The organism is Brachybacterium sp. sponge, assembly GCF_001613775.1.
Classification (GTDB): Bacteria; Actinomycetota; Actinomycetes; order Actinomycetales; family Dermabacteraceae; genus Brachybacterium; species Brachybacterium conglomeratum.
Genome location: NZ_LRMP01000001.1, coordinates 1,488,144 through 1,507,427, shown reverse-complemented (window position 1 = coordinate 1,507,427; position 19,284 = coordinate 1,488,144). Strand labels below are relative to the sequence as shown.

General features: G+C 72.5%; 14 protein-coding genes and 1 pseudogene. 9 read left to right on the top strand and 6 right to left on the bottom strand.

Features of this window, described 5'->3' with window-relative positions; translation table 11 throughout:
• Nucleotides 1-286: 286 nt before the first annotated feature.
• The 3 genes from A4A78_RS06600 to A4A78_RS06590 all read left to right on the top strand — a co-directional run bounded on the left by A4A78_RS06600 (nt 287) and on the right by A4A78_RS06590 (nt 3,549).
• Complete coding sequence (locus A4A78_RS06600; protein WP_231880860.1) at nt 287-1,588, top strand: glycine betaine/L-proline ABC transporter ATP-binding protein; 1,302 nt, start codon at nt 287-289, stop codon at nt 1,586-1,588.
• The gene (locus A4A78_RS06595; RefSeq protein ID WP_062947537.1) at nt 1,585-2,493 is read left to right on the top strand and encodes a proline/glycine betaine ABC transporter permease; all 909 of its coding nucleotides are present in this window, start codon (nt 1,585-1,587) and stop codon (nt 2,491-2,493) included. The genes A4A78_RS06600 and A4A78_RS06595 overlap by 4 nt, the downstream gene beginning before the upstream one ends.
• A 96-nt stretch (nt 2,494-2,589) precedes the next feature.
• On the top strand, nt 2,590-3,549 hold the full coding sequence (locus tag A4A78_RS06590; protein ID WP_062947536.1) for a glycine betaine ABC transporter substrate-binding protein: 960 nt from the start codon (nt 2,590-2,592) through the stop codon (nt 3,547-3,549).
• 135 nt (nt 3,550-3,684) lie between these two features.
• On the opposite strand, the gene A4A78_RS06585 is transcribed toward A4A78_RS06590, so the two are convergent.
• Both A4A78_RS06585 and A4A78_RS06580 read right to left on the bottom strand, forming a co-directional pair.
• A complete protein-coding gene (locus A4A78_RS06585; protein ID WP_062947535.1) occupies nt 3,685-4,800 on the bottom strand; it encodes a Gfo/Idh/MocA family protein in 1,116 nt (371 codons plus the stop codon).
• Complete coding sequence (locus A4A78_RS06580) at nt 4,797-6,167, bottom strand: ROK family protein (RefSeq protein WP_082835213.1); 1,371 nt, start codon at nt 6,165-6,167, stop codon at nt 4,797-4,799. Before A4A78_RS06580 ends, A4A78_RS06585 begins: the two co-directional genes overlap by 4 nt.
• A gap of 147 nt (nt 6,168-6,314) precedes the next feature.
• Here A4A78_RS06580 and A4A78_RS06575 point away from each other — a divergent pair, with 147 nt between their 5' ends.
• The 4 genes from A4A78_RS06575 to A4A78_RS06560 are packed head-to-tail and all read left to right on the top strand — an operon-like array spanning nt 6,315 to nt 11,272.
• On the top strand, nt 6,315-7,607 hold the full coding sequence (locus A4A78_RS06575; RefSeq protein ID WP_062947534.1) for an ABC transporter substrate-binding protein: 1,293 nt from the start codon (nt 6,315-6,317) through the stop codon (nt 7,605-7,607).
• Between the two features lie 31 nt (nt 7,608-7,638).
• Nucleotides 7,639-8,592 (top strand): carbohydrate ABC transporter permease, encoded by a 954-nt coding sequence (locus A4A78_RS06570; RefSeq protein ID WP_062947533.1) that lies wholly within the window; start codon nt 7,639-7,641, stop codon nt 8,590-8,592.
• Between the two features lie 2 nt (nt 8,593-8,594).
• Complete coding sequence (locus A4A78_RS06565; protein WP_062947532.1) at nt 8,595-9,518, top strand: carbohydrate ABC transporter permease; 924 nt, start codon at nt 8,595-8,597, stop codon at nt 9,516-9,518.
• Nucleotides 9,519-9,565: 47 nt separating this feature from the next.
• Nucleotides 9,566-11,272 (top strand): alpha-amylase family glycosyl hydrolase, encoded by a 1,707-nt coding sequence (locus A4A78_RS06560; protein ID WP_062947531.1) that lies wholly within the window; start codon nt 9,566-9,568, stop codon nt 11,270-11,272.
• Between the two features lie 509 nt (nt 11,273-11,781).
• Here the strand turns inward: A4A78_RS06560 and A4A78_RS18345 are convergent.
• Nucleotides 11,782-12,864, bottom strand: a pseudogene (locus A4A78_RS18345) (HNH endonuclease); the annotation flags it as partial.
• A gap of 545 nt (nt 12,865-13,409) precedes the next feature.
• On the opposite strand from A4A78_RS18345, the gene A4A78_RS06545 reads away from it, so the two are divergent.
• Both A4A78_RS06545 and A4A78_RS06540 read left to right on the top strand, forming a co-directional pair.
• Complete coding sequence (locus A4A78_RS06545) at nt 13,410-13,826, top strand: cupin domain-containing protein (RefSeq protein WP_062947528.1); 417 nt, start codon at nt 13,410-13,412, stop codon at nt 13,824-13,826.
• A 213-nt stretch (nt 13,827-14,039) separates the two neighbouring features.
• Nucleotides 14,040-14,501 (top strand): VOC family protein, encoded by a 462-nt coding sequence (locus A4A78_RS06540; protein ID WP_062947527.1) that lies wholly within the window; start codon nt 14,040-14,042, stop codon nt 14,499-14,501.
• A 186-nt stretch (nt 14,502-14,687) separates the two neighbouring features.
• Here A4A78_RS06540 and A4A78_RS06535 read toward each other — a convergent pair whose 3' ends face one another.
• The 3 genes from A4A78_RS06535 to A4A78_RS06525 form a co-directional block, all read right to left on the bottom strand.
• Nucleotides 14,688-16,298 (bottom strand): FGGY family carbohydrate kinase, encoded by a 1,611-nt coding sequence (locus A4A78_RS06535; protein ID WP_062947526.1) that lies wholly within the window; start codon nt 16,296-16,298, stop codon nt 14,688-14,690.
• Nucleotides 16,299-16,550: 252 nt separating this feature from the next.
• Nucleotides 16,551-17,411, bottom strand: a complete 861-nt coding sequence (locus tag A4A78_RS06530) for a thioesterase family protein (RefSeq protein ID WP_082835212.1) — start codon at nt 17,409-17,411, stop codon at nt 16,551-16,553.
• Entirely contained in the window at nt 17,408-18,859 is a 1,452-nt protein-coding gene (locus A4A78_RS06525; protein ID WP_062947525.1) for a hypothetical protein, read from the bottom strand. Before A4A78_RS06525 ends, A4A78_RS06530 begins: the two co-directional genes overlap by 4 nt.
• Nucleotides 18,860-19,284 lie beyond the last annotated feature (425 nt).

Below are 19,284 nucleotides of genomic sequence, written 5' to 3'. Positions count from 1 at the left end.
GCCGTGATTGTCCGACAGTCGGATCGACCGGGCGTCACGCCCACCGACGCGCGCATCCGTGCAGGCCAAGCGACTTTCCTGCCGGAATCGCCGTCGCGCCCAACATCGCCGCTCAGGCGCTCCAGCGCGACCATCGGCCCCTGAAACGCCTGTTCCGAGGCGGTTTTTCCCCTCGGCGAGGCTTAGAGTGAGGGATCGCCGGATGCCGTCCGGGTCCCTCTGCGCCCCCTGTCGCTGACGTCCCGTCCGGCATGACGCACGTCACGTCGTCAACGAAGGAGCCCCTGTGCCACCTGTGATCTCCGCCGAGGGCCTGTACAAGGTCTTCGGCCGCCGCCCAGAGCGAGGAGTGCGCGAGCTCCGCAGCGGACGCTCCCGTGAGGACCTGCGCGCGCAGGGCCTCACCGCCGCCGTGATCGATGCGAGCTTCAGCGTCGACCCCGGGGAGATCTTCGTGGTGATGGGCCTGTCCGGCTCCGGGAAGTCCACCCTGATCCGCATGGTCAACGGATTGCTCCCCGCCACCGACGGCGAGCTCCGCATCGGCGAGGAGGTCCTCTCGAAGATGTCGCCCGCGCAGGTGCGGGACGTGCGCCGCCGCCGGATCTCCATGGTCTTCCAGAACTTCGCGCTGCTCCCCCACCGCACCGTCGGCGAGAACGCCGCCTACGGGCTCGAGATCAGCGGCATGAACCGCTCCGACCGCGAGAAGAAAGCGAAGAAGGCCCTCGAGATGGTGGGCCTGAAGGGCTGGGACGGCTACCGCCCCTCCGCCCTCTCCGGCGGCATGAAGCAGCGCGTCGGCCTCGCCCGCGCCCTCGCCTCCGGCACCGACGTGATGCTGATGGACGAGGCGTTCTCGGCCCTGGACCCGCTGATCCGGCGCGACATGCAGGACCAGCTCGTCGACCTGCAGCAGCGGCTGGAGAAGACGATCCTGTTCATCACCCACGACCTCAACGAGGCGATGCGCCTCGGCGACCGCATCGCGATGATGCGCGACGGCCGGATCGAGCAGATCGGCTCCTCGGAGGAGATCCTCAACGAGCCCGCCAACGACTACGTCGCGAAGTTCATCCAGGACGTCGACCGCACCCGCGTGCTGGTGGCCGGCGCCGTGATGGAGCAGCCTCGCGAGACCCTCGGCATCGGCCAGGGCCCGCGCACCGCCCACAAGCTGCTGCGCGAGACGCAGAACTCCTGGCTCGTGGTGCTCGAGCGCGACCGCACCCCCGCCGGCGTGATCTGGCAGGACGACGTCGCCGAGGCGGTGCGCCTAGGCCAGGACGAGCTGCCCTGGTCCGACGTCCACGACATGGCGGTGGTCAGCCAGGACACGCCGGTCGCAGAGCTGTTCGGGAAGTCCGCGCAGCACGACGCGCCGCTCGTGGTGGTCGACGACGAGGGCCGTTTCGCCGGCGTGATCCCCCGGGTCACCCTCCTGACCGCGCTCGGCGTGATCGGCGAGGAGGAGAGCTCCTCCACCGTCGTGGCCCCGCCGCCCGGGCCCGAGGGCCCCGGGACCCCGGAGGCCTCCGCGCAGGACGCCCCGACCGCCGACGATCGCCGCGGAGGTGACGCACGATGAACCCCGACGACGCCCTCATGCCCCGCCTCCCGATCGGAGACTGGGTCGACGCCGGCATCGACTGGCTCAAGGAGAACGTCTCCTGGCTGTTCGACCTCTTCTCCACGGTGATGGACTTCCTGATCGGCGGCCTCACCGACCTGCTCCTGCTGGCGCCCGCGCTGGTGATGGTCGTGGTCTTCGCGCTGATCGCCTTCGTGTTCCGCTCCTGGAAGCTCTCGCTCGCGACGCTGATCGGCTTCGCCATCGTGATCTCGATGGAGCAGTGGGAGACGATGATGCAGACCATGGCGCTGGTGCTGGTGGCGACCGTGTTCGCGGTCGTGATCGCGGTGCCGCTGGGCATCCTCGCGGCAGTCTCCAGCACGGTCAGCGCGATCGTGAAGCCGGTCATGGACTTCATGCAGACGATGCCTGCCTTCGTCTACCTGATCCCGGCGGTCACCTTCTTCTCGATCGGCGTGGTCCCGGGCATCTTCTCCACGATCATCTTCGCGCTGCCGCCCGGCGTGCGCATGACCGAGCTCGGCATCCGCCAGGTCGACGGAGAGACCGTCGAGGCCGGCGAGGCCTTCGGCGCGACCCGTGGCCAGATCCTCCGCGGCATCCAGCTGCCGCTGGCCATCCCGACCATCATGGCGGGCGTCAACCAGGTCATCATGCTCTCCCTGTCGATGGCCGTGGTCGCCGGCATGGTCGGCGCGGACGGCCTGGGCAAGGAGGTCGTCCAGGCGATCTCCACCCAGAACCTGCCCCTCGGCGTCGAGGCCGGCCTGGCCGTGGTGGTCCTGGCCGTCTACCTCGACCGCCTCACCGCGGCGATCGGCAACCCCGCCGGCTATCCGACCTCCGCGCTCGCCCTGATCCAGCGGTCCATCGCGCAGCGCGCGACCACCGGGACCTGACCCGTCGGCGGCCCGCCCCCGCCGACGGGGACGGGCCGCTCCACCACAGACCGATGATCACCACGAACCGATGATCACCACGAAAGGAACTCAGTCATGAGCACACGACGACTCCCCCTCAGCCCCCGCGGCGCACGACGCCCCGCCGCCAACCCCCTCACCCGACGCTCCGCCCTGATCGGCGGCGCCGGCCTGATGGGCCTCGGCCTCGCCGCCTGCGGCGGCAGCGGCGAGGGCGGCGGCTCCGACAGCGGCGGCTCGGGCGGCGACACCATCACGCTCGGCTACATCCCCTCGTGGACCGACGGGCTGTCCCTCGCCTACCTGCTCGACAACCGCCTGACCGCCATGGGCTACACCATCGAGCACGAGCAGATCACCGAGGCCGGCGTGCTCTACGCGGGCCTCGCCCAGGGCGATGTGGACATGTTCCCCTCGGCATGGCCCGAGGTCACCCACGCCTCCTACATGGAGGAGTACGGCGACGACATCGAGGACCTGGTGGCCTACTACGAGGGCGCGGTGCTGAACCTCTCCGTGCCGCAGTACGTGGACATCACCTCGATCGACGAGCTCGCGGGCCAGGCCGACCGCTTCGGCGGCCGGATCGTCGGCATCGAGCCGGGCGCCGGGCTGACCAAGGCGACCCAGGAGAGCGTGATCCCCGGCTACGGCCTCGACGACTACGAGCTCGTCACCTCCTCCACTACCGCGATGATCACGGAGCTCGAGAACGCGATCGACGCCGAGGAGGACATCGTCGTCACGCTCTGGACCCCGTTCTGGGCGATGCCGGCCTACGACATGAAGGCGCTCGAGGACCCCGAGGGCGCCTTCGGAGAGCCGGAGGCGCTGCACCACCTGGGCCGCACCGGGTTCAAGGAGGACTTCCCCGACGCCGCCGAGTGGATCGCGGGCGCGACCCTGTCCGACGAGCAGTTCGGCTCGCTCGAGGACAAGGTCGTCAACGAGTTCGGCGAGGGCAAGGAGGCCGAGGCCGTGGAGGCCTGGCTCGAGGAGAACCCCGACGTGCTCCCGCCTGTCGAGGGCGAGTGAGCCCGCGGCCCCCTCACCGCTGAGCGCCCGCGCCGACGAGCGCCGGCACCGACGAGAGGCGCCCCCGACACCACATGGTGTCGGGGGCGCCTCTCGTCATGGGTCGTCGCCGCGGCGGCGCGGCGGCCCGGACGCTCAGCCCTCGACGGCGACCTCGGCGCCCGCCGCGGCGGAGGCGTAGCAGGCGTCGATCACCCGGGCGCGGCGCAGCGCCAGGGAGCCGTCGTGGGCCGCGACGTCGCCGGAGCGGACCGCCTGCAGGAACTCGGCGATGGCGCCGGCGTGACCGCGGTCCTCGCCCACCTGCGGGCTGAGCTCGGCGGGGATGCCCTCGACCTCGGTCCACACGGTGATGCGGTGGTTGCCGGGCCCGCCGGCCCACTCGATCGTCGCCCCGCCGTCGGCGCCGTAGAGGGTGACGTAGCAGAGATCCTCGGGGATCCACTGCGCCCAGCTGGACTCCAGCAGCATCGTCGCCCCGCCGTCCAGGCGCAGGAAGGCGGTGGCGAGGTCCTCGACCTCGAACGGGGCGCCGTCCTCGAGCTGGGAGACGCCGAATCCGGAGCCGCCGCGGCCGCGGGGGCCGAACTCGGCATGGGTCATGGCGGAGGCGGCGGTGACGCCCGGCTCGCCCAGGAGGTGGAGGGTCATGTCGAGCATGTGGATGCCGATGTCCATCATCGCGCCGCCGCCGGCGCTCTCGGCCTTGGTGAACCAGGTGCCGAGCCCGGGGATGCCCTGGCGGCGGATCCAGCCGGTCTTGGCGTAGTAGATGTCCCCCAGCACGCCGGAGTCGATCACGGTCTTCAGCGCGGTGACGTCGCCGCGTCGGCGGTGGTTGAAGGACACCTCGAGCACGCGCCCGGCGCGACGGGCCGCCTCGACCATCGCGGCGGCGGCCTCGCCGGTCTGGGCCATCGGCTTCTCGGTGAGCACGTGCACGCCCGCCTCGAGCGCGGCGATCGCCATCTCGGCATGGAGGAAGGTCGGGGTCGCGATCGAGACGACGTCGAGCTCGGCCTCGGCGAGCATCTGCCGCCAGTCCCGGTAGCGGCCGGGCACCTGGTGCTCCTCGCCGAAACGGGCCAGCAGGTGCTCCTCCATCGCGGAGAGGGCGACGAGGTCGACGGCGGGGTCGGCGGCGTAGGCGGCGAGGTGCTGCTGGCCGGCCCAGCCCAGGCCGATCACTCCGGCGCGGAGTCGGCGCGCGCCCTCCTGCGGCGCTGCGGCCTGCGATGCTGCTGCGGTCATGACGTGCGGTTCCCTTCGGTCGGTGGATGGGGGTCCTGGACGGGGTCCGTGGCCAGGAGGGCCAGCGGGTCCTCGCGCAGGTGGGTCAGGGCGAGCTCCAGCGCCCCACGCACGACGACGTCGCGGCCGAGGGAGCTGGCGCGCAGCTGCGGGAGCGGCGGGGTTCCGATCCGGGGCAGCGCTTCCCGCGCGTGCTCGAGGACGGGGTCGATGGCCTCGGCGATCGCGCCGGCGACGACGACGGTGTCCACGGCGATCAGGCTCGAGAGGATCATGGCGATGCGGGCGAGGCGGTCGCCGATGCGCTCGAGCACGGCGCCGGCGAGCGCATCGCCGTCGCGGGCGGCGGCGAAGACGTCCTTCGCGTCGAGCTCGGCAGCGGGCAGGGCCGAGAGCGCGGCGGAGGTCTCCCCGGCCTCGAGCGCCTCGAGCGCCCACCGCCGGGCGAGGGCGGCGACGCCGTCGGCCCCGCGAGGGTCGCCGAGCACGGTCTCGAGGAAGCGCATCTCTCCCGCGCCGCCGTCGGCGCCGCGCAGGAGCCGCCCGTCGACGACGAGCCCGGCGCCGAAGCGCTCGCCCATGAGCAGGGCGGCGAGGTGGTCCGCGTCGGCGCCGGAGCAGGCCAGGTGGGCGCGCTCGGCGAGCGCGGCGAGGTTCGCGTCGTTCTCGACGAGGACGGGGCCGTCGAGCGCGTCGACGAGGCCGGGGTTCATGGCGGGCCAGTAACCGGCGTCGCCGCTCGGCGAGCGCCCCTCGGCATCGACCGGCGCGGGCACGCCCACGACGGTGAGCAGGCGGGGCGCTCCGGTCGTGCCTCGTCCGTCGGCCACGCCGGCCGCGGCGGGGGCGTCGGCCGTGTCGTGGGAGCCCCCTGCGCCGGCCGCGTCGACCGGGCCTCGCGCGCCGGCCCGCGCGCTCACCCGGTCCAGCAGCGCGCGCAGCGCCTCGAGGCGCCGTTCCGCCGCGGCGGCGCCGGCCTCGAGGTCGTCGCCGACGAGCGGAGCGTCTTCGAGCACGAGGCGCTCTGCGGCCAGCTCACGGCCGCGCAGGTCCGCCGCACGGGCGGCGAGGGTGTGCTGGCCGGCGTCGACGGCGAGCAGGATCCCGGCCTGCGCGCGCAGGGCGAAGCGGCGGGCGGGTCGGCCTCGCGGGGCGGCACCGCCGCGTTCTGCCGGGGCGTCTTCGAGCCATCCGGCCTGCTCGAGCTCGGCGCACACGCCGAGCACGGTGGCGCGGGTGAGCCCGGTGGCGGCCATCGCGTCGGCCGCGGTGAAGGCCTCGGCCCCGAGGGCGTGCTGGAGGAGCGCCTGACGGTTCGCGCGACGCATCAGCTGCGGCGAGCTGACCCCGCGGTCGGCGGACCGCACCTCTCCGAGCTGGGACCTCTCCCCGGATCGCGGCGGTGTTGACATGCCCGGACCACCCCCTCCATACTTTCGATAGGTCGTAAATATAACCTCTAGCGTAACTGCCGTCGCATTACTGCGGCGACTCCGCTCCCCTCCAAGGAGACGATGGTGTCATCCTCGATCAATCGGCACGCGCGACACTCGCCGACGCGGCCCTCGCGACGCGGCGTGCTCGCCGGCGCGGGCGCCGCCCTCGCCGCCTCGGCCCTCTCCGCCTGCGGCGCCGGCGGCGGCAGCTCACAGCTGACGCTCTACCAGTCCAAGCCCGAGGCCATCCCCTACTTCTCGCAGCTCGCCGGGGAGTTCTCGCAGGCGCAGAGCCGGTTCTCGGTCCAGCACGACATCGCCACGAACCTCTCGGCGAGCTTCGTGCGCAACAGCCCGCCGGACCTCGGCTGCCTGAACTACAACCTCGAGATGGGACGCTTCATGGAGCGTGGGGCGCTCTCGGACCTCTCCGACCTCCCCGCGGCCGGGCAGATCCGCGAGGACGTCGCCGAGCTCGCCGACTGGTATCCCACCTACGAGGGCCGCACCAGCGTGCTCCCCTACTCCGTCACCGCAGCCTCGGTGATCTACAACCGGCGGATCTTCGACGAGCACGGCCTCGAGGTCCCCACCACCTGGGACGAGCTGCTCGCGGTGTGCGAGACGCTGCAGGCCGCGGACGTCACCCCGATCTACGCGACCTTCCTCGACGCGTGGACGGTGGCGCAGGGACTGTTCGACTACACCGTCGGCGGGCTCGTGGACGTGCGGGAGTTCTACCGGCGGATGGACGAGATCGGCGAGGACGTCGGCCCCGACTCCGAGGTCTCCTTCCAGCGCACCCTGCTCGAGCCGATGCAGCGCCTCGGCGAGCTGCTCGCGTTCGTGAACCCCGATGCCTCCAACCGCGGCTACGGCGACGGGAACACCGCGATCGCCCAGGGCAAGGGCGCGATGTATTTCCAGGGTCCCTGGGCGCTCGGCGAGATCGCGAAGGCCGGCACGGACGTCGAGCTGGGCACCTTCCCGCTGCCGATGACCGACGACCCCGCCGACCTCAAGGTGCGCGTGAACATCGACCTGTCGCTGTGGGTGCCCGAGGCGGCCAGCAGCCCCGAGGGCGCTCGCGAGCTCGCGCAGTTCCTGATGCGGCCCGAGGTGCAGGACCCCTACAACGCGGAGTTCCTCGCCTTCGGCACGAGGACCGACGCCCCGCCCGTCACCGACGACCGCATCGCCGAGATGCAGCGGTACTACGACGAGGGCCGCTTCTACATGGGCGCCTCGCAGTTCATCCCCCGCTCGATCCCGGCGGAGAACTACATCCAGTCGATCGCCGGCGGCGCCGACCCCGAGCCGGTGCTGGCCCGTATGGACGCCGACTGGGCCCGTCTGGCCTTCCGGGAGTGAGCGCATGATGACGACACAGCAAGGAGCATCGATGTCGACGACGACACCGCCCCGCGAGGACGGGACCGCGGACGGCGCGGCCCCGGACGCCCCGGCGACCGGGCGCGCGTCCGTCCCGCGCCCCTCGCGGCGCCGGACCGACCCCCTCTACCACCTGTTCCTCCTGCCGGCGCTGGCGCTGTTCACCCTCGCGGTGACGCTCCCGGCCGTGCTCGGCTTCGCCTACAGCTTCACGAACTCGATCGGGTTCGGGGACTGGGACGTCATCGGGCTGCGGAACTACATCGCGATGTTCCGCGACCAGGGGATCCTGGACTCCTACCTGTTCACCCTCGGGTTCGCGCTGGTCACCGTCGTGCTCGTGAACGCGCTGGCGTTCCTGCTGGCGCTTGGACTGACCTCCCGGATCCGCTTCACCGCGGCGCTGCGCACGATCTACGTGGTCCCGATGGTGATCTCGGGGATCGTCATCGCGTTCGTGTTCCAGTACCTGTTCGCGAACACCGTGCCGATGCTCGGCGAGACGCTCGGCTCCGAGTCGCTGTCGGTCTCGATCCTGGCGAACGAAGACTGGGCATGGGTCGCGATCGTCATCGTGACGGCATGGCAGTCCATCCCCGCGACGATGCTGATCTACATCGCCGGGCTCGTCACGATCCCCGCCGACGTGTACGAGGCGGCCTCGATCGACGGCGCGACGGGACGGCAGAGCCTGTGGCACATCACGCTGCCGCTGGTCTCCGGCTTCATCGTCATCAACACGATCCTCGGCTTCAAGAACTACCTCAACGCCTACGACATCATCGTCGGCCTCACCGACGGCGGGCCGGGCGTGGCCACCCGCTCGGTCGCGATGTCGATCTTCCGCGGCTTCGAGGGCGGGGACTACGCCTACCAGATGGCCAACGCCATGGTGTTCTTCCTGATCTCGATCGCGCTCGCGGGCCTCCAGCTCCGCCTCACCCGTGGAAGGACGGTGCTCTGAGCATGTCGACCGCCGCACCCCTCGCCCCTGCCCCGTCCGCGGGCTCGACCTCGGGCTCGCGCTCGACCTCCCCGGCCCCGCGTCGTCGCCGTCGCGGCCGGGTGGGCCGGGACCGCGTGGGCGTCACCACGACCGCGCTGCTGATCCTCGGCGCGCTGACGGTGCTCGTGCCGCTGTTCGTGACCGTGAACATGTCGCTGAAGACCACCGAGCAGGCGGTCGACGGCAATGCGTTCAGCCTCCCCTCGCCGCTGACCCTGTCGAGCTTCGCGGAAGCGTGGAGCCTGACGAACTTCCCGCGCGCCTTCGCGATCTCGCTGTTCATCACCGTGGTCGCGGTGGCCGGGGAGATCGTGATCTCCTCCCTCGCGGCGTACGCGATCGTGCGCAACTGGGACCGTCGGCTGTTCCGCTGGTCGTTCTTCTACCTGCTGGCGGCGATGTTCATCCCGTTCCCGGTGGTGGCGCTGCCTCAGATCCAGCTCACCGGCCTGCTCGGGCTGGACAACCCCCTGGGCGTGGCGATCCTGCACATCGCGTTCGCGATGGCGTTCAACACGCTGCTGTTCACCGCGTTCCTGCGCACCATCCCGCTCGAGCTCGAGGAGTCGATGCGGATGGACGGCGCCGGCACCTGGCGGGTGTTCTGGCGTCTGATCCTGCCGCTGCTGGGACCGATGTGCGCGACGGTGGGGATCTTCGCCTTCATCCAGTCGTGGAACGACTTCATGATGCCCTCGCTGATCATCTCCGACCCGGCGCTGCAGACCGTCCCGGTGCTGCAGAACATGTTCCAGACGCAGTTCAGCAACAACTACAACGTGGCCTTCGCGTCGTACCTGATGGCGATGGCCCCCGCGATCATCGTGTACCTGTTCGCACAGCGCTGGGTGATGTCGGGCCTCACCCAGGGCGCGATCAAGTGACCCAGCCCCTTCACCGCCCCACCCGATCGACCGGAGGTTCTCCCATCGTGACCGCTGCTCCCCAGACCCTTCCCGCCGCCCTGCAGGCCGACGCCGACTGGTGGCGTCAGGCCTCCGTCTACCAGATCTATCCGCGCTCCTTCGCGGACGGCAACGGCGACGGGATCGGCGACCTGCGCGGGATCATCTCCCGCGTGCCGTACCTGCAGAAGCTCGGCGTGGATGCGGTGTGGCTGAGCCCCTTCTACCCCTCGGCCCTGGCTGACGGCGGCTACGACGTGGACGACTACCGCGACGTGGACCCGCGGATCGGGACGCTCGAGGAGTTCGACGAGATGGTCGCGGTGCTGCACGGCGTCGGGATCCGTCTGATCGTGGACGTCGTCCCGAACCACTCCTCGGACCGTCACGAGTGGTTCCAGGAGGCGCTCGCCTCGCCGAAGGGCTCCAACGCCCGCGAGCGGTACATCTTCCGTGACGGGCGGGGAGAGAACGGCGAGGAGCCGCCGGCGGACTGGACCTCGATCTTCTCGGGCCCGGCGTGGACGCGGGTGCCGGACGGGCAGTGGTACCTGCACTCCTTCGCGACCGAGCAGCCGGACTTCAACTGGAAGCACCCGGAGGTGCACGAGGACTTCCTGCGCACCCTCGCGTTCTGGTCGGACCGCGGGGTGGACGGGTTCCGGATCGACGTCGCCCACGGCCTGGCGAAGGATCTGACGGAGGTGCTGCCCTCGAAGGCGGAGCTGAAGGAGATGCCGAAGGACGGCACGCATCCGCTGTGGGACCGGGACGACGTGCACCAGATCTATGCGGAGTGGCGCGAGCTGTTCGACCGCTACGATCCGCCGCGGATCGCGGTGGCCGAGGCGTGGGTGGAGACGGCGGAGCGTCGCGCGAAGTACGCGAGCCCGGAGGGCCTGGGGCAGGCGTTCAACTTCGACCTGATGGAGGCGGACTTCGACGCCGCGCACTTCCGGGAGATCGTCACCGACAACCTGGCGCAGTCGGAGGTCACAGGGTCCTCCACCACCTGGGTGTTCTCGAACCATGACGGGGTGCGCCACGCGACGCGGTACGGGCTGCCGCCGCGGGCCGGCCGGGACGTGAAGCAGGGCGCGGAGTGGGTGCTCGCGGGCGGTCCCGAGGACGGCATCGACCGTGCGCTGGGGCTGCGCCGGGCACGGGCGGCGACGCTGTTCGAGCTGGCGCTGCCCGGCAGCGCGTACCTGTACCAGGGTGAGGAGCTGGGCCTGCACGAGGTGGCCGAGATCCCCGACGAGCAGCGGCAGGACCCCGCGTTCTGGCGCACCACCGCCGAGGACCGCGGTTTCGACGGTCTGGGCCGGGACGGCTGCCGGGTGCCGCTGCCGTGGACCCGCGGCGGCTCGTCCTTCGGCTTCGGCACGGGCGGGGCGCACCTCCCCCAGCCGGCATGGTTCGCGGACTTCTCGGTGGAGGCCGAGGACGGGGTGCGCGGCTCGACGCTCGAGATGTACCGGGCCGCGCTGCGCCTGCGCCGCGAGCTGCAGTCCGAGGAGTCGCTGACCTGGGACGAGACTCTCTCGACCGGGGAGGTGCTGGCCTTCGAGCGTCCGGGCGGCTGGCTGTCGGTGACGAACTTCGGCGAAGCGCCCGTCGCGCTGCCGGAGGGTGAGGTGCTGATCGCCTCGAGCCCGCTCGAGGGCGGCGTGGACGACGAGATCCTGCTGCCGGGCGCGACGACCGCCTGGCTGCGGCGCGCCACGCGCTGAGCCCGGCGAACTCTCGAGGCGAGGGGCGATCCCGTGGATGACCTCCCGGATCGCCCCTCGTCGTGACGGATCCTGCCGGGCGCAGGTGCTTGCGGACTCTTCTGACCAGAGGGCCCCGCTGACCGCACGGGGCGGGTCGGGATCGTGCGAGTGAGCACCTGAACGCTCAGCGGGCGGGTCATGGTGCAGGCCTCCGAGTCGGTGGTCCCGCGGATCTCGAGCCCTTCCCCGTCGGCGGCCCCGCTGGTCTCGAGCTGCTCGCCGTCGGAGTCTCCTACGGCTTCCGTCGTCCCCGTCGTCGTATCCGGTGCCACCGAGTCGTCGGGCATCACCACGAAGGCGGTCGGCCCGAGGCGCTGGGCCCGTCGGACGACGCTCGCCCCGCTGTGGCTCGTCCACTCCACCTGGTGGCCGTCGGCGGCCTGGTCGCCTCGGCGCTCGACGGTCGCGTAGCCGTCCTCCTTGCCGAGGTTGTCGTGCCCGCACAGCCCCTGGCCGTTGTCGAGGCTGGTCGCACCGCCGCGGCTGTGCGGGGTGATGTGGTCGTACTGGCGCACGTGGGCATCGCAGTACGGGGCGCGGCAGCGACCATCTCTCAGGTGCAGGAAGCGCTTCAGGGCTTGCGGGAACTCGCGGGCTCTCGACTCGACGGCGACGATCTCCCCGCGGGTGGGGTGCTGGAACAGCTTCCGCAGCACTGCTCTGATCGAGGGCCCGTCAGGGCCGTAGCGGTCGCAGGCCGGGTCCTCCGGTGCGGCGAGGGCTGCGCGCAGCTCGGCGCGCAGGGCGTCGGCGGGCACCGGGCCGTATCCCTCGATATGCGCCGCGTCGCCGTGCTCGGGAGCGAGCAGGGCCCGGTCGGTGATGATCACGCCGACGTCGAGGGTCTCGAGCTCGAGCCCGCTGTCCCTGCCGAGCAGGGTCCCGACCAGCGCATCGGCCATGAGCGCGCCGTGGCCTTCCCGGTCCCCCTCGGACCTGCGTCGCTCGGCCTCGAGGGAGAGCCGCTTGTGGACGCGCTTCGCGTCGAGGGCGGGAAGATGGGCGCTGAGGGTCGCCATGCCGTGCTCGCCCGGGGTGAGGGTGACGTGGCGGGAGCGGCGGGCGATCCGGTGACGGTGCGCGGCTCCGTCGGGGTCGAGCTCGCCGACGGCGGCTCCGACGGCTCCTCGCCAGGCCTTGACGCCGGCGCCCTCCATCTCGGGCAGGCGCTCGTGGAGCACCTGGTCCACGTCACGGCGCTGCTGGTCGGTCAGCGGGGCGGAGGTGGTGGCCGCGGCATACGCGACGGCAGGTGTGATCGCGCCGCGGCCGAGGGCGGAGAGCATGCGCGGCATGGAGCCGACGAGTCGGCGCGCGGCGGCCAGGCTCGAGCTCGCGGTGGCGGGCGAGCGGTGGGTCGCGAGGGTGATGTCGGCCGAGGCTCGTCGATCGGACTGGCGGATGAGCTGCTCGAGCGGCGGGAGGATGTCGTCCTCGTGGGCGACGTCGTCCCGTGCCGCGTCGATCCGGTCGCGGAGGTGCGCCTCGGCGAAGGCGACGAGGGTGCGGGCCTCGAGCGCCGCGAGGGAGCTGAGCGCGCCGTGGATCATGTCCAGCAGGTTCTTGACCTCCTGCCGCGGCCGAGCGCCGACCTCGAACATCGCCTGCGGGTCGGTCGCAAGGGAGGTGAGCAGGTGGTCGACGTCCCCGAGGAGCTCTGCGAGCGCGGACGGACCGCCGGCATGCAGCGCGGCGAGCACCTGCTCCGGAGCGTGCTGCTCCGGGGCGGGCTGCGGGGGCGTCGTCGCTGTCATGGCCCCATCCTCCCGCGCACCCCTGACAGATTAAAGCCTCGACGGAAATTGTGGACAGCGTCGAAGCACGATTCTCCCGACACCGGGAGAAGACCCCACGACACATCGACGCCGACCCACTTCGAACGCCTATGACCTGCACGCTCGGATGCGCACCGCGTCCACTGGCACCCCACCTCCCGCACCGACCGTTCCTCCACATCGCCGCGAATCAGCAATTCCCTCCAGAATTCCCTGTGGAGGAACGATCCGTTTCCCGGACCGGCCCGTCCGTCCACACCCTTGCCCCTGCGCACCCGTCCGGTATCTCATGGGGACCACCGCTCACCGAGGAGGCATCGATGCAGAAGCTCCCCGTTCCCCAGTCCGCCCAGGCGCCGGCCGACGCCTTCACCGGCTCCGTGCTCCACGAGGCGCTGCGCGGCCCGATGGAGGGGTCCCGCCTCGCGATGGCGCACGTCCACTTCGCGCCCGGCGCCCGCACCCACTGGCACACCCACCCGCGCGGCCAGACCCTGTACGGCACCGCCGGCGTGGGCCTGGTGGTGACGCGGGCGGGGGACGTGCAGACCCTCGAGCCCGGCCGCACCGTCTGGATCCCGCCCCTCGAGGAGCACTGGCACGGCGCGATGTCGGGGACGCGAATGGCGCACATCGCCGCGCAGGAGACCGACGAGGACGGCGAGACGGTCACCTGGCTCGAACCGGTCACCGACGAGGAGTTCGCCCGCGCGACCGAGGCTGCGCAGGCGGGCTGAGCGGCACCGCGCTCGATTGCGCTCCGGCTCAGGCTCCGCCTCGGGCCCGGGCTTCGACTTCGACTTCGACTGCGACTTCAGGCTCGACCTCGAGTTCGGCTCCAGCATCGTCCTCGGCGCCGGCTCACCTCTGAGGACAGGATCCGTCCTTCCGCCCGGACACGATCACGGTGTCAGTGCCCCCTGCTCTCCCCTTCGACGACGGAGTCCCCCATGAGCGCCACGTTCCAGGTCACCTTCGACGCCCGCGACCCGGGCCGCCTCTCGATATTCTGGAAGGAGGTGCTCGGCTACGTGCATCCGGGCCCGCCGGGGTTCGACCCGACGACGGGCCGTGACGCGCTCGCCGCGTGGGACGAGTTCCTGGACGGATTGGGCGTGCCGACATCCGAGCGGAACGACGTCTCCGCCCTGGAGGACCCCGAGGGGGCCGAGCCGCGACTGTTCTTCCAGCGCGTCCCCGAGGAGAAGGTCGCCAAGAACCGCGTCCACCTCGATGTGCGAGCCGCGCCCGGCCTCGAGGGCGAGGCGAGGATGGCGGCGCTCGAGGCGGAGTGCGAGCGGCTCCTCCCGCTCGGTGCGACGCGGGTGCGGCGCCACGAGCCCGAGCCGCCGATGAGCGGCGGCTTCATCGTGATGACCGACCCGGAGGGCAACGAGTTCTGCCTCGACTGACCCAGGCCGCTCGGCAAATCTCCTGACACTCGTGCCCGAGCCGTCATCCCCCATCCCCGCATGCGTGCGCCCGCGCCACCCGCGACACCGCTGCGCCCGAGAGACTGCGCCGTCGCCTCCGCACCCGCGCGACGGCGTCGTCCGAGCGGCGCACCGACATCGTCCGAGCGGCGCACCGGCGTCGTCTCAACGGAGCCGCTGCACCCGCGCGGCCGCGTCGTACAGGGCACGGTGAGCGGGCCGCAGCGCAGCATGCTGCGCTGCGGCCGACGGGTCGGGGTCGATCGTCGCCGCCTCCTGTCGGGCGCCGAGCGGGACCAGGGCGTGGTCCAGGCCGAGCGCCTCCGTGGCGACGAGGGCGCAGCCGAGCAGTGCGGCGTCGGTCCCGTCGACGGTGCGCACGGGTTGGCCGGTGACGTCGGCGAGGATCCGCAGCCAGGGCGCGGAGGCGGCGCCGCCCCCGGTCACGGGCAGCGGACGAGGAGAGGTGCCGTCTGGTTGCTCGAGCCCGTGGGCGAGTCCGTGCGCGACGCCTTCGAGCATCGCCGCGTACAGATCGATGCCCCGGGTCCCCGCGTCGATCCCCAGCACGGCGCCGCGCAGATCCCCGTCCCGGACCGGGAACCGCTCCCCCACGATCGAGGGCAGGGCGAGCAGCCCGCTCGGACCGCGCCCGCGCTCCTGCTCCCGCGCCTCGAGCAGCTGATCGGCCCGGGCCGGGTCCGCGCCGTCGAGGACGGCCTGCCGGGCCCAGTCCGCGGCGGCGCCGGCGGAGAGCAGCGCGGAGATCCGCAGGATCGGGGGCTCGGCGGTCGCCGACGACGTTCCGAGAGCGAGGTGGTGCGAGACGCCGGCGGGCTCGTCCCCGTCGGGCTCCCCGCCGGCGTCCTGTGCCCCCGTCGGCGACGTCCCGGTCCCGGGCAGCACCGAGGCGAGCCATCCGCTGGTCCCGAGGTAGACGTAGGCGTCGCCCGGCGCGAGGCCGACGATCCCGCTGGTCGTGGTGCCCGCATCTCCCGGGGCGAGCACGACGGGCAGCCCGTCCGGCACGCCGAGCAGCGCCGTCGCCTCCGCGCCGGCGTGTCCCACGACCTGACCTGCCGCACCGGTCAGCGCGGGCAGCAGAGCCGGATCGAGCCCGGCGGCGCAGGCGACTGCAGGCGACCAGTCGCGGGTGCGGGCCTCGAGCAGTCCCGTCGTAGCGGCGGTCGTCGGATCGCACCAGAGCCCGAGCCCCATCCGCGCCACGAGATATCCGGCCGGGCCGAACACGACGCCCTGCAGGTCCGCGAGCTGTTCCGGGGCCGTGCGGAGCAGGCGCAGGTGCATCGCGGCGCAGCTGGTCGCGTCCTGCAGGTTGCCGGTCAGCGCGTCCCAGGAGACGCCGTCCGCGGTGAGCGCGGCGCGCAGCTCCTCCGCCTCGGCGCCCGCGCGGGTGTCGGAGTAGAGGATCGCGAGGCGCGCGGCCCCCGAGCGCGGGACGGGGACGAGGTCCTGCATCTGCCCGGTGAGCACGAGCGCCGCCACCTCGACGTCGGGCGCCGTGTCCGGCGCGGGCACGGGCGCCGGCGCCGCGCCATCAACCGACGCCTTCGCGTCGGGCGCCGCCTCGAGCAGCTCGGCGATCACGGCGCGGGCGGCGCGCTCCCAGTCTCGGGGGTCCTGCTCGGCGGTCCCGTCGGCCGCGTGGCGGGTGGGGTACGGGGCCTCCGCCCGGCGGGGGACGGTGCCGTCCAGGTTCAGGAGCGCGGCCTTCGCGGCGGAGGTCCCCAGGTCGAGGCAGAGCAGGTGCGGCATGGCAGTCAGGGTATGCGTGAGCGGGCGGCGCCGTTCCCCGGCGCCGCCCGCTCACGCACTGCGTGTGTCCGGCTCAGCCCTGCTTGATCAGGGTCAGCTCGAACTCGAGCTGGATCCTGTCGCTGCCCACGAAGCGCTCCGGGATACCGGCCGTCCTGCCACGGGCCCGTGAGCCCCGAGGAGCGGTCGAGCCGCAGGAGCGGCGGACACGCGTCGATGATCCCGCAGAACCTGCCATCGGCAGGTGACTCGTCAGGCCTGGCGAGGAATGGGGCGGACGGTGAGTGTCTGCTGCACCGAGCCGAGCGGTCCCTCCTGGTCGTGCAGGACCGAGCTGGTCAGGCCCTGTCCGGCGGGGCCGAAGGAGACGGTGGTGTCCAGGCCCAGCCAGCGGCCCGTCGGCCGGCGCATCAGGTGGATGGTGAGGTCGAGGTTCGGGAACATCCATTCGCGCGGCTTCTCGCGCACCGCGATGCCGTTGGAGGCGTCGACGGGGATGAGGAAGGTGGCGAGCTCGCCGGCCTCCTCGCCCTCGATCAGGGGATGCTCGGCGCGCAGCCAGCTGCGGCCGCGTCCGGGCCGCTTCGGCTCGGCGTCGCGCAGGCTGATGCTGTGGATGAAACCGCCGGTCCAGTCCTCGGACATGCTCCGCTCGGGCAGCCCCACTGGGCCGGGCAGCAGCGGCAGCTCGGTCCCGGCGACCTCGGCGGTCTCCTGCGCGGACATCACCCAGCTGCGGGCGCGGAGCGTCTCGCGCCCGGCGATCACGGCGGTGGTCTCGAGCAGCTCGATGGTGCGGCCGGGGCGGAGCATGCGGGTGGACAGCTCGATCGGCCCGCGGCGGAGCTGGCCGAGGATGTCGATGGAGAGCCGTCCGAGCACCTTGTCGGGGTCGGCGTGCTGGGCCCGCCAGCGCTCGAGATGTTCCACCAGCAGGGCGCCGACGGGGCTGATGTGCAGCTCGTCGTCGCTCCACGCGCCGCCCGCGTGCTCGCTGGGCAGGTAGGTGTCGGGGCCGACGGGGACGAAGTACGCCTCGGAGCCGGCGGCGCGGTCCTCGCCGATCGCCTCCGGGCCCGCCCCGCCCTGCTGTCCCTGGCCCTGGCCTGTCATCCCTGGTTCCTCCCGTCCCCGGTGCGGGGCTCTGCGCTCGACGTCGTCCACGACCGTCCATCTTCCCCGACGGGCGCGGTCGGGGCGGCCGATTCGGCGCGGCGCGCCCGCGCCGAGCGGCGGAACCAGTTCACGAGCGGGCCGGGCACGAAGCGGTCCACGAAGGGAGCGCCGAAGCGTGCGATCACCTCAACGGCGAGGCCGAGGAGGAACGCGACCACCGGCATCCAGGCGGCCAGCGACATCGAGACGCCCATCGCGCCGAGGAAGCCCATCTCGGCGTCCATCCGCACGTGCACCAGCGCCAGCAGCACGAGCGAGCAGAAGGTGTAGGCGAGCGGCAGCGCCGCCCAGGAGGTGACCTGCGCGATCACGTTCCCGGCCGGGATCTCCCGGTCCCGGTGCCACAGCAGAGCGATCAGCAGCGGCACGAGCAGGGCGATCAGCACCATCGGCAGCCACACGTACCAGGGCAGGTCGCCGAACCACAGGTTCTGCGTGCCGCTCTGCGGCGTGATGCCGCTCCCCAGCCCGAGGTCGCCCACGTCTCCGCGTGTGGAGGCGCGCACCGGCACGACCAGCATCCCGAGTCCGGGCAGGAGCGCGAGAGCGGTCGGTCCCCACAGCGGCAGCGCCAGCAGCGCGCCGAGCACGGAGCGTCCCTCCCCGTCGACGATCTGCACGATCGTCCCGGCCGCGAGGGCGAGGAGGCCGACGGGCACGGCGAAGGCGAGGGCGTGGACGAGTACGAGGCGGGGCGCGGCGGCGAGGTCGGCGACCAGCGGCCACCAGTCGGGCTTGCGCATCCCCGCGAGATGGCCGAGCAGGAGCGGCAGAGTGATCAGCGTCCAGGTCCCGAAGAACATGTCGGCCCCGGCGGCGTGCATCGAGAGGGACAGGCCGTTCGCGGGGTCCTCGATCGAGAACGCGGTCAGGCGCGTGACCAGCAGGGCGACCAGGGCGACGCCGAGACCGGAGAGGCCGGACCACAGAGCCGCGCCGAGCGGCCCGTTGGAGCTCCATCGCCGCTGGGCGGTGCGCGCGGCGAGGAAGGCGAAGACGGTCATCGCCGCGGTGATCAGCAGCGGCAGGCCGCGCCAGCTCAGGGAGAGGCTCCCCAGGAAGCCCATCTGCAGCTCGGCGTCGTAGGAGCCGAAGCTCGCGAGCGCGACCAGCTGGAACGGGATCCCGAGCAGGCCGATGATCCCTGCGAACCCGGCGTCGTCGGTCGCCGGGGCGGCGCCGCCGGTCGGGTCCGTGCTCGCGCCGGTGTCGGCGGTGAGCACGGCGAGGACCGCCGAGACGATCACGACGAGCGCCGCGAGGAGGGCGACGAGATAGGCGAGCGCACCGGTGACGAGGGTGGGCACCGGGGTGCCGATCCCGGCTTTCCGCAGCGTGGCGGTCGCCTGCGCGGCCGACGGGGTCTGCTGGCCGGCGACGGCCACGGCGCCGAGAGCGGGCGAGCCAGGAGCGGACGACGGGCCCGGGCCGGAGGGCGCGGAGGATCCCCACGGCCCGGGCGCGGCCGACGGGGCGGAGCCGCTCCACGGCGGAGGCCCGGGCGAGGAGGGCGGTGCCGTCGAGGGCCCCGGACCCGCCGTCGGCCCCTGCCCCGCCCACGGGGCAGGACCGGCCGACGGGGCAGGACCGGCCGACGGAGCAGGCCCGGGTGACGGGGCAGGCCCGGGCGGCGGTGCGGCTCCGGGCGTGGTCATCCCGTAGCCGTACGCTCCCCCGTCCTGCCCCGCGCCTCCCTGTCCGTGGCCGGTCCCGTACCCCTGGCCGTCGGCGGGCTGGTTCGGCTGCGACATGCGTGCCCCTCTCGCGTGCGTGGTGCGTGCGAGTGCTGCTGCACTCCCCCGCTCGCGAG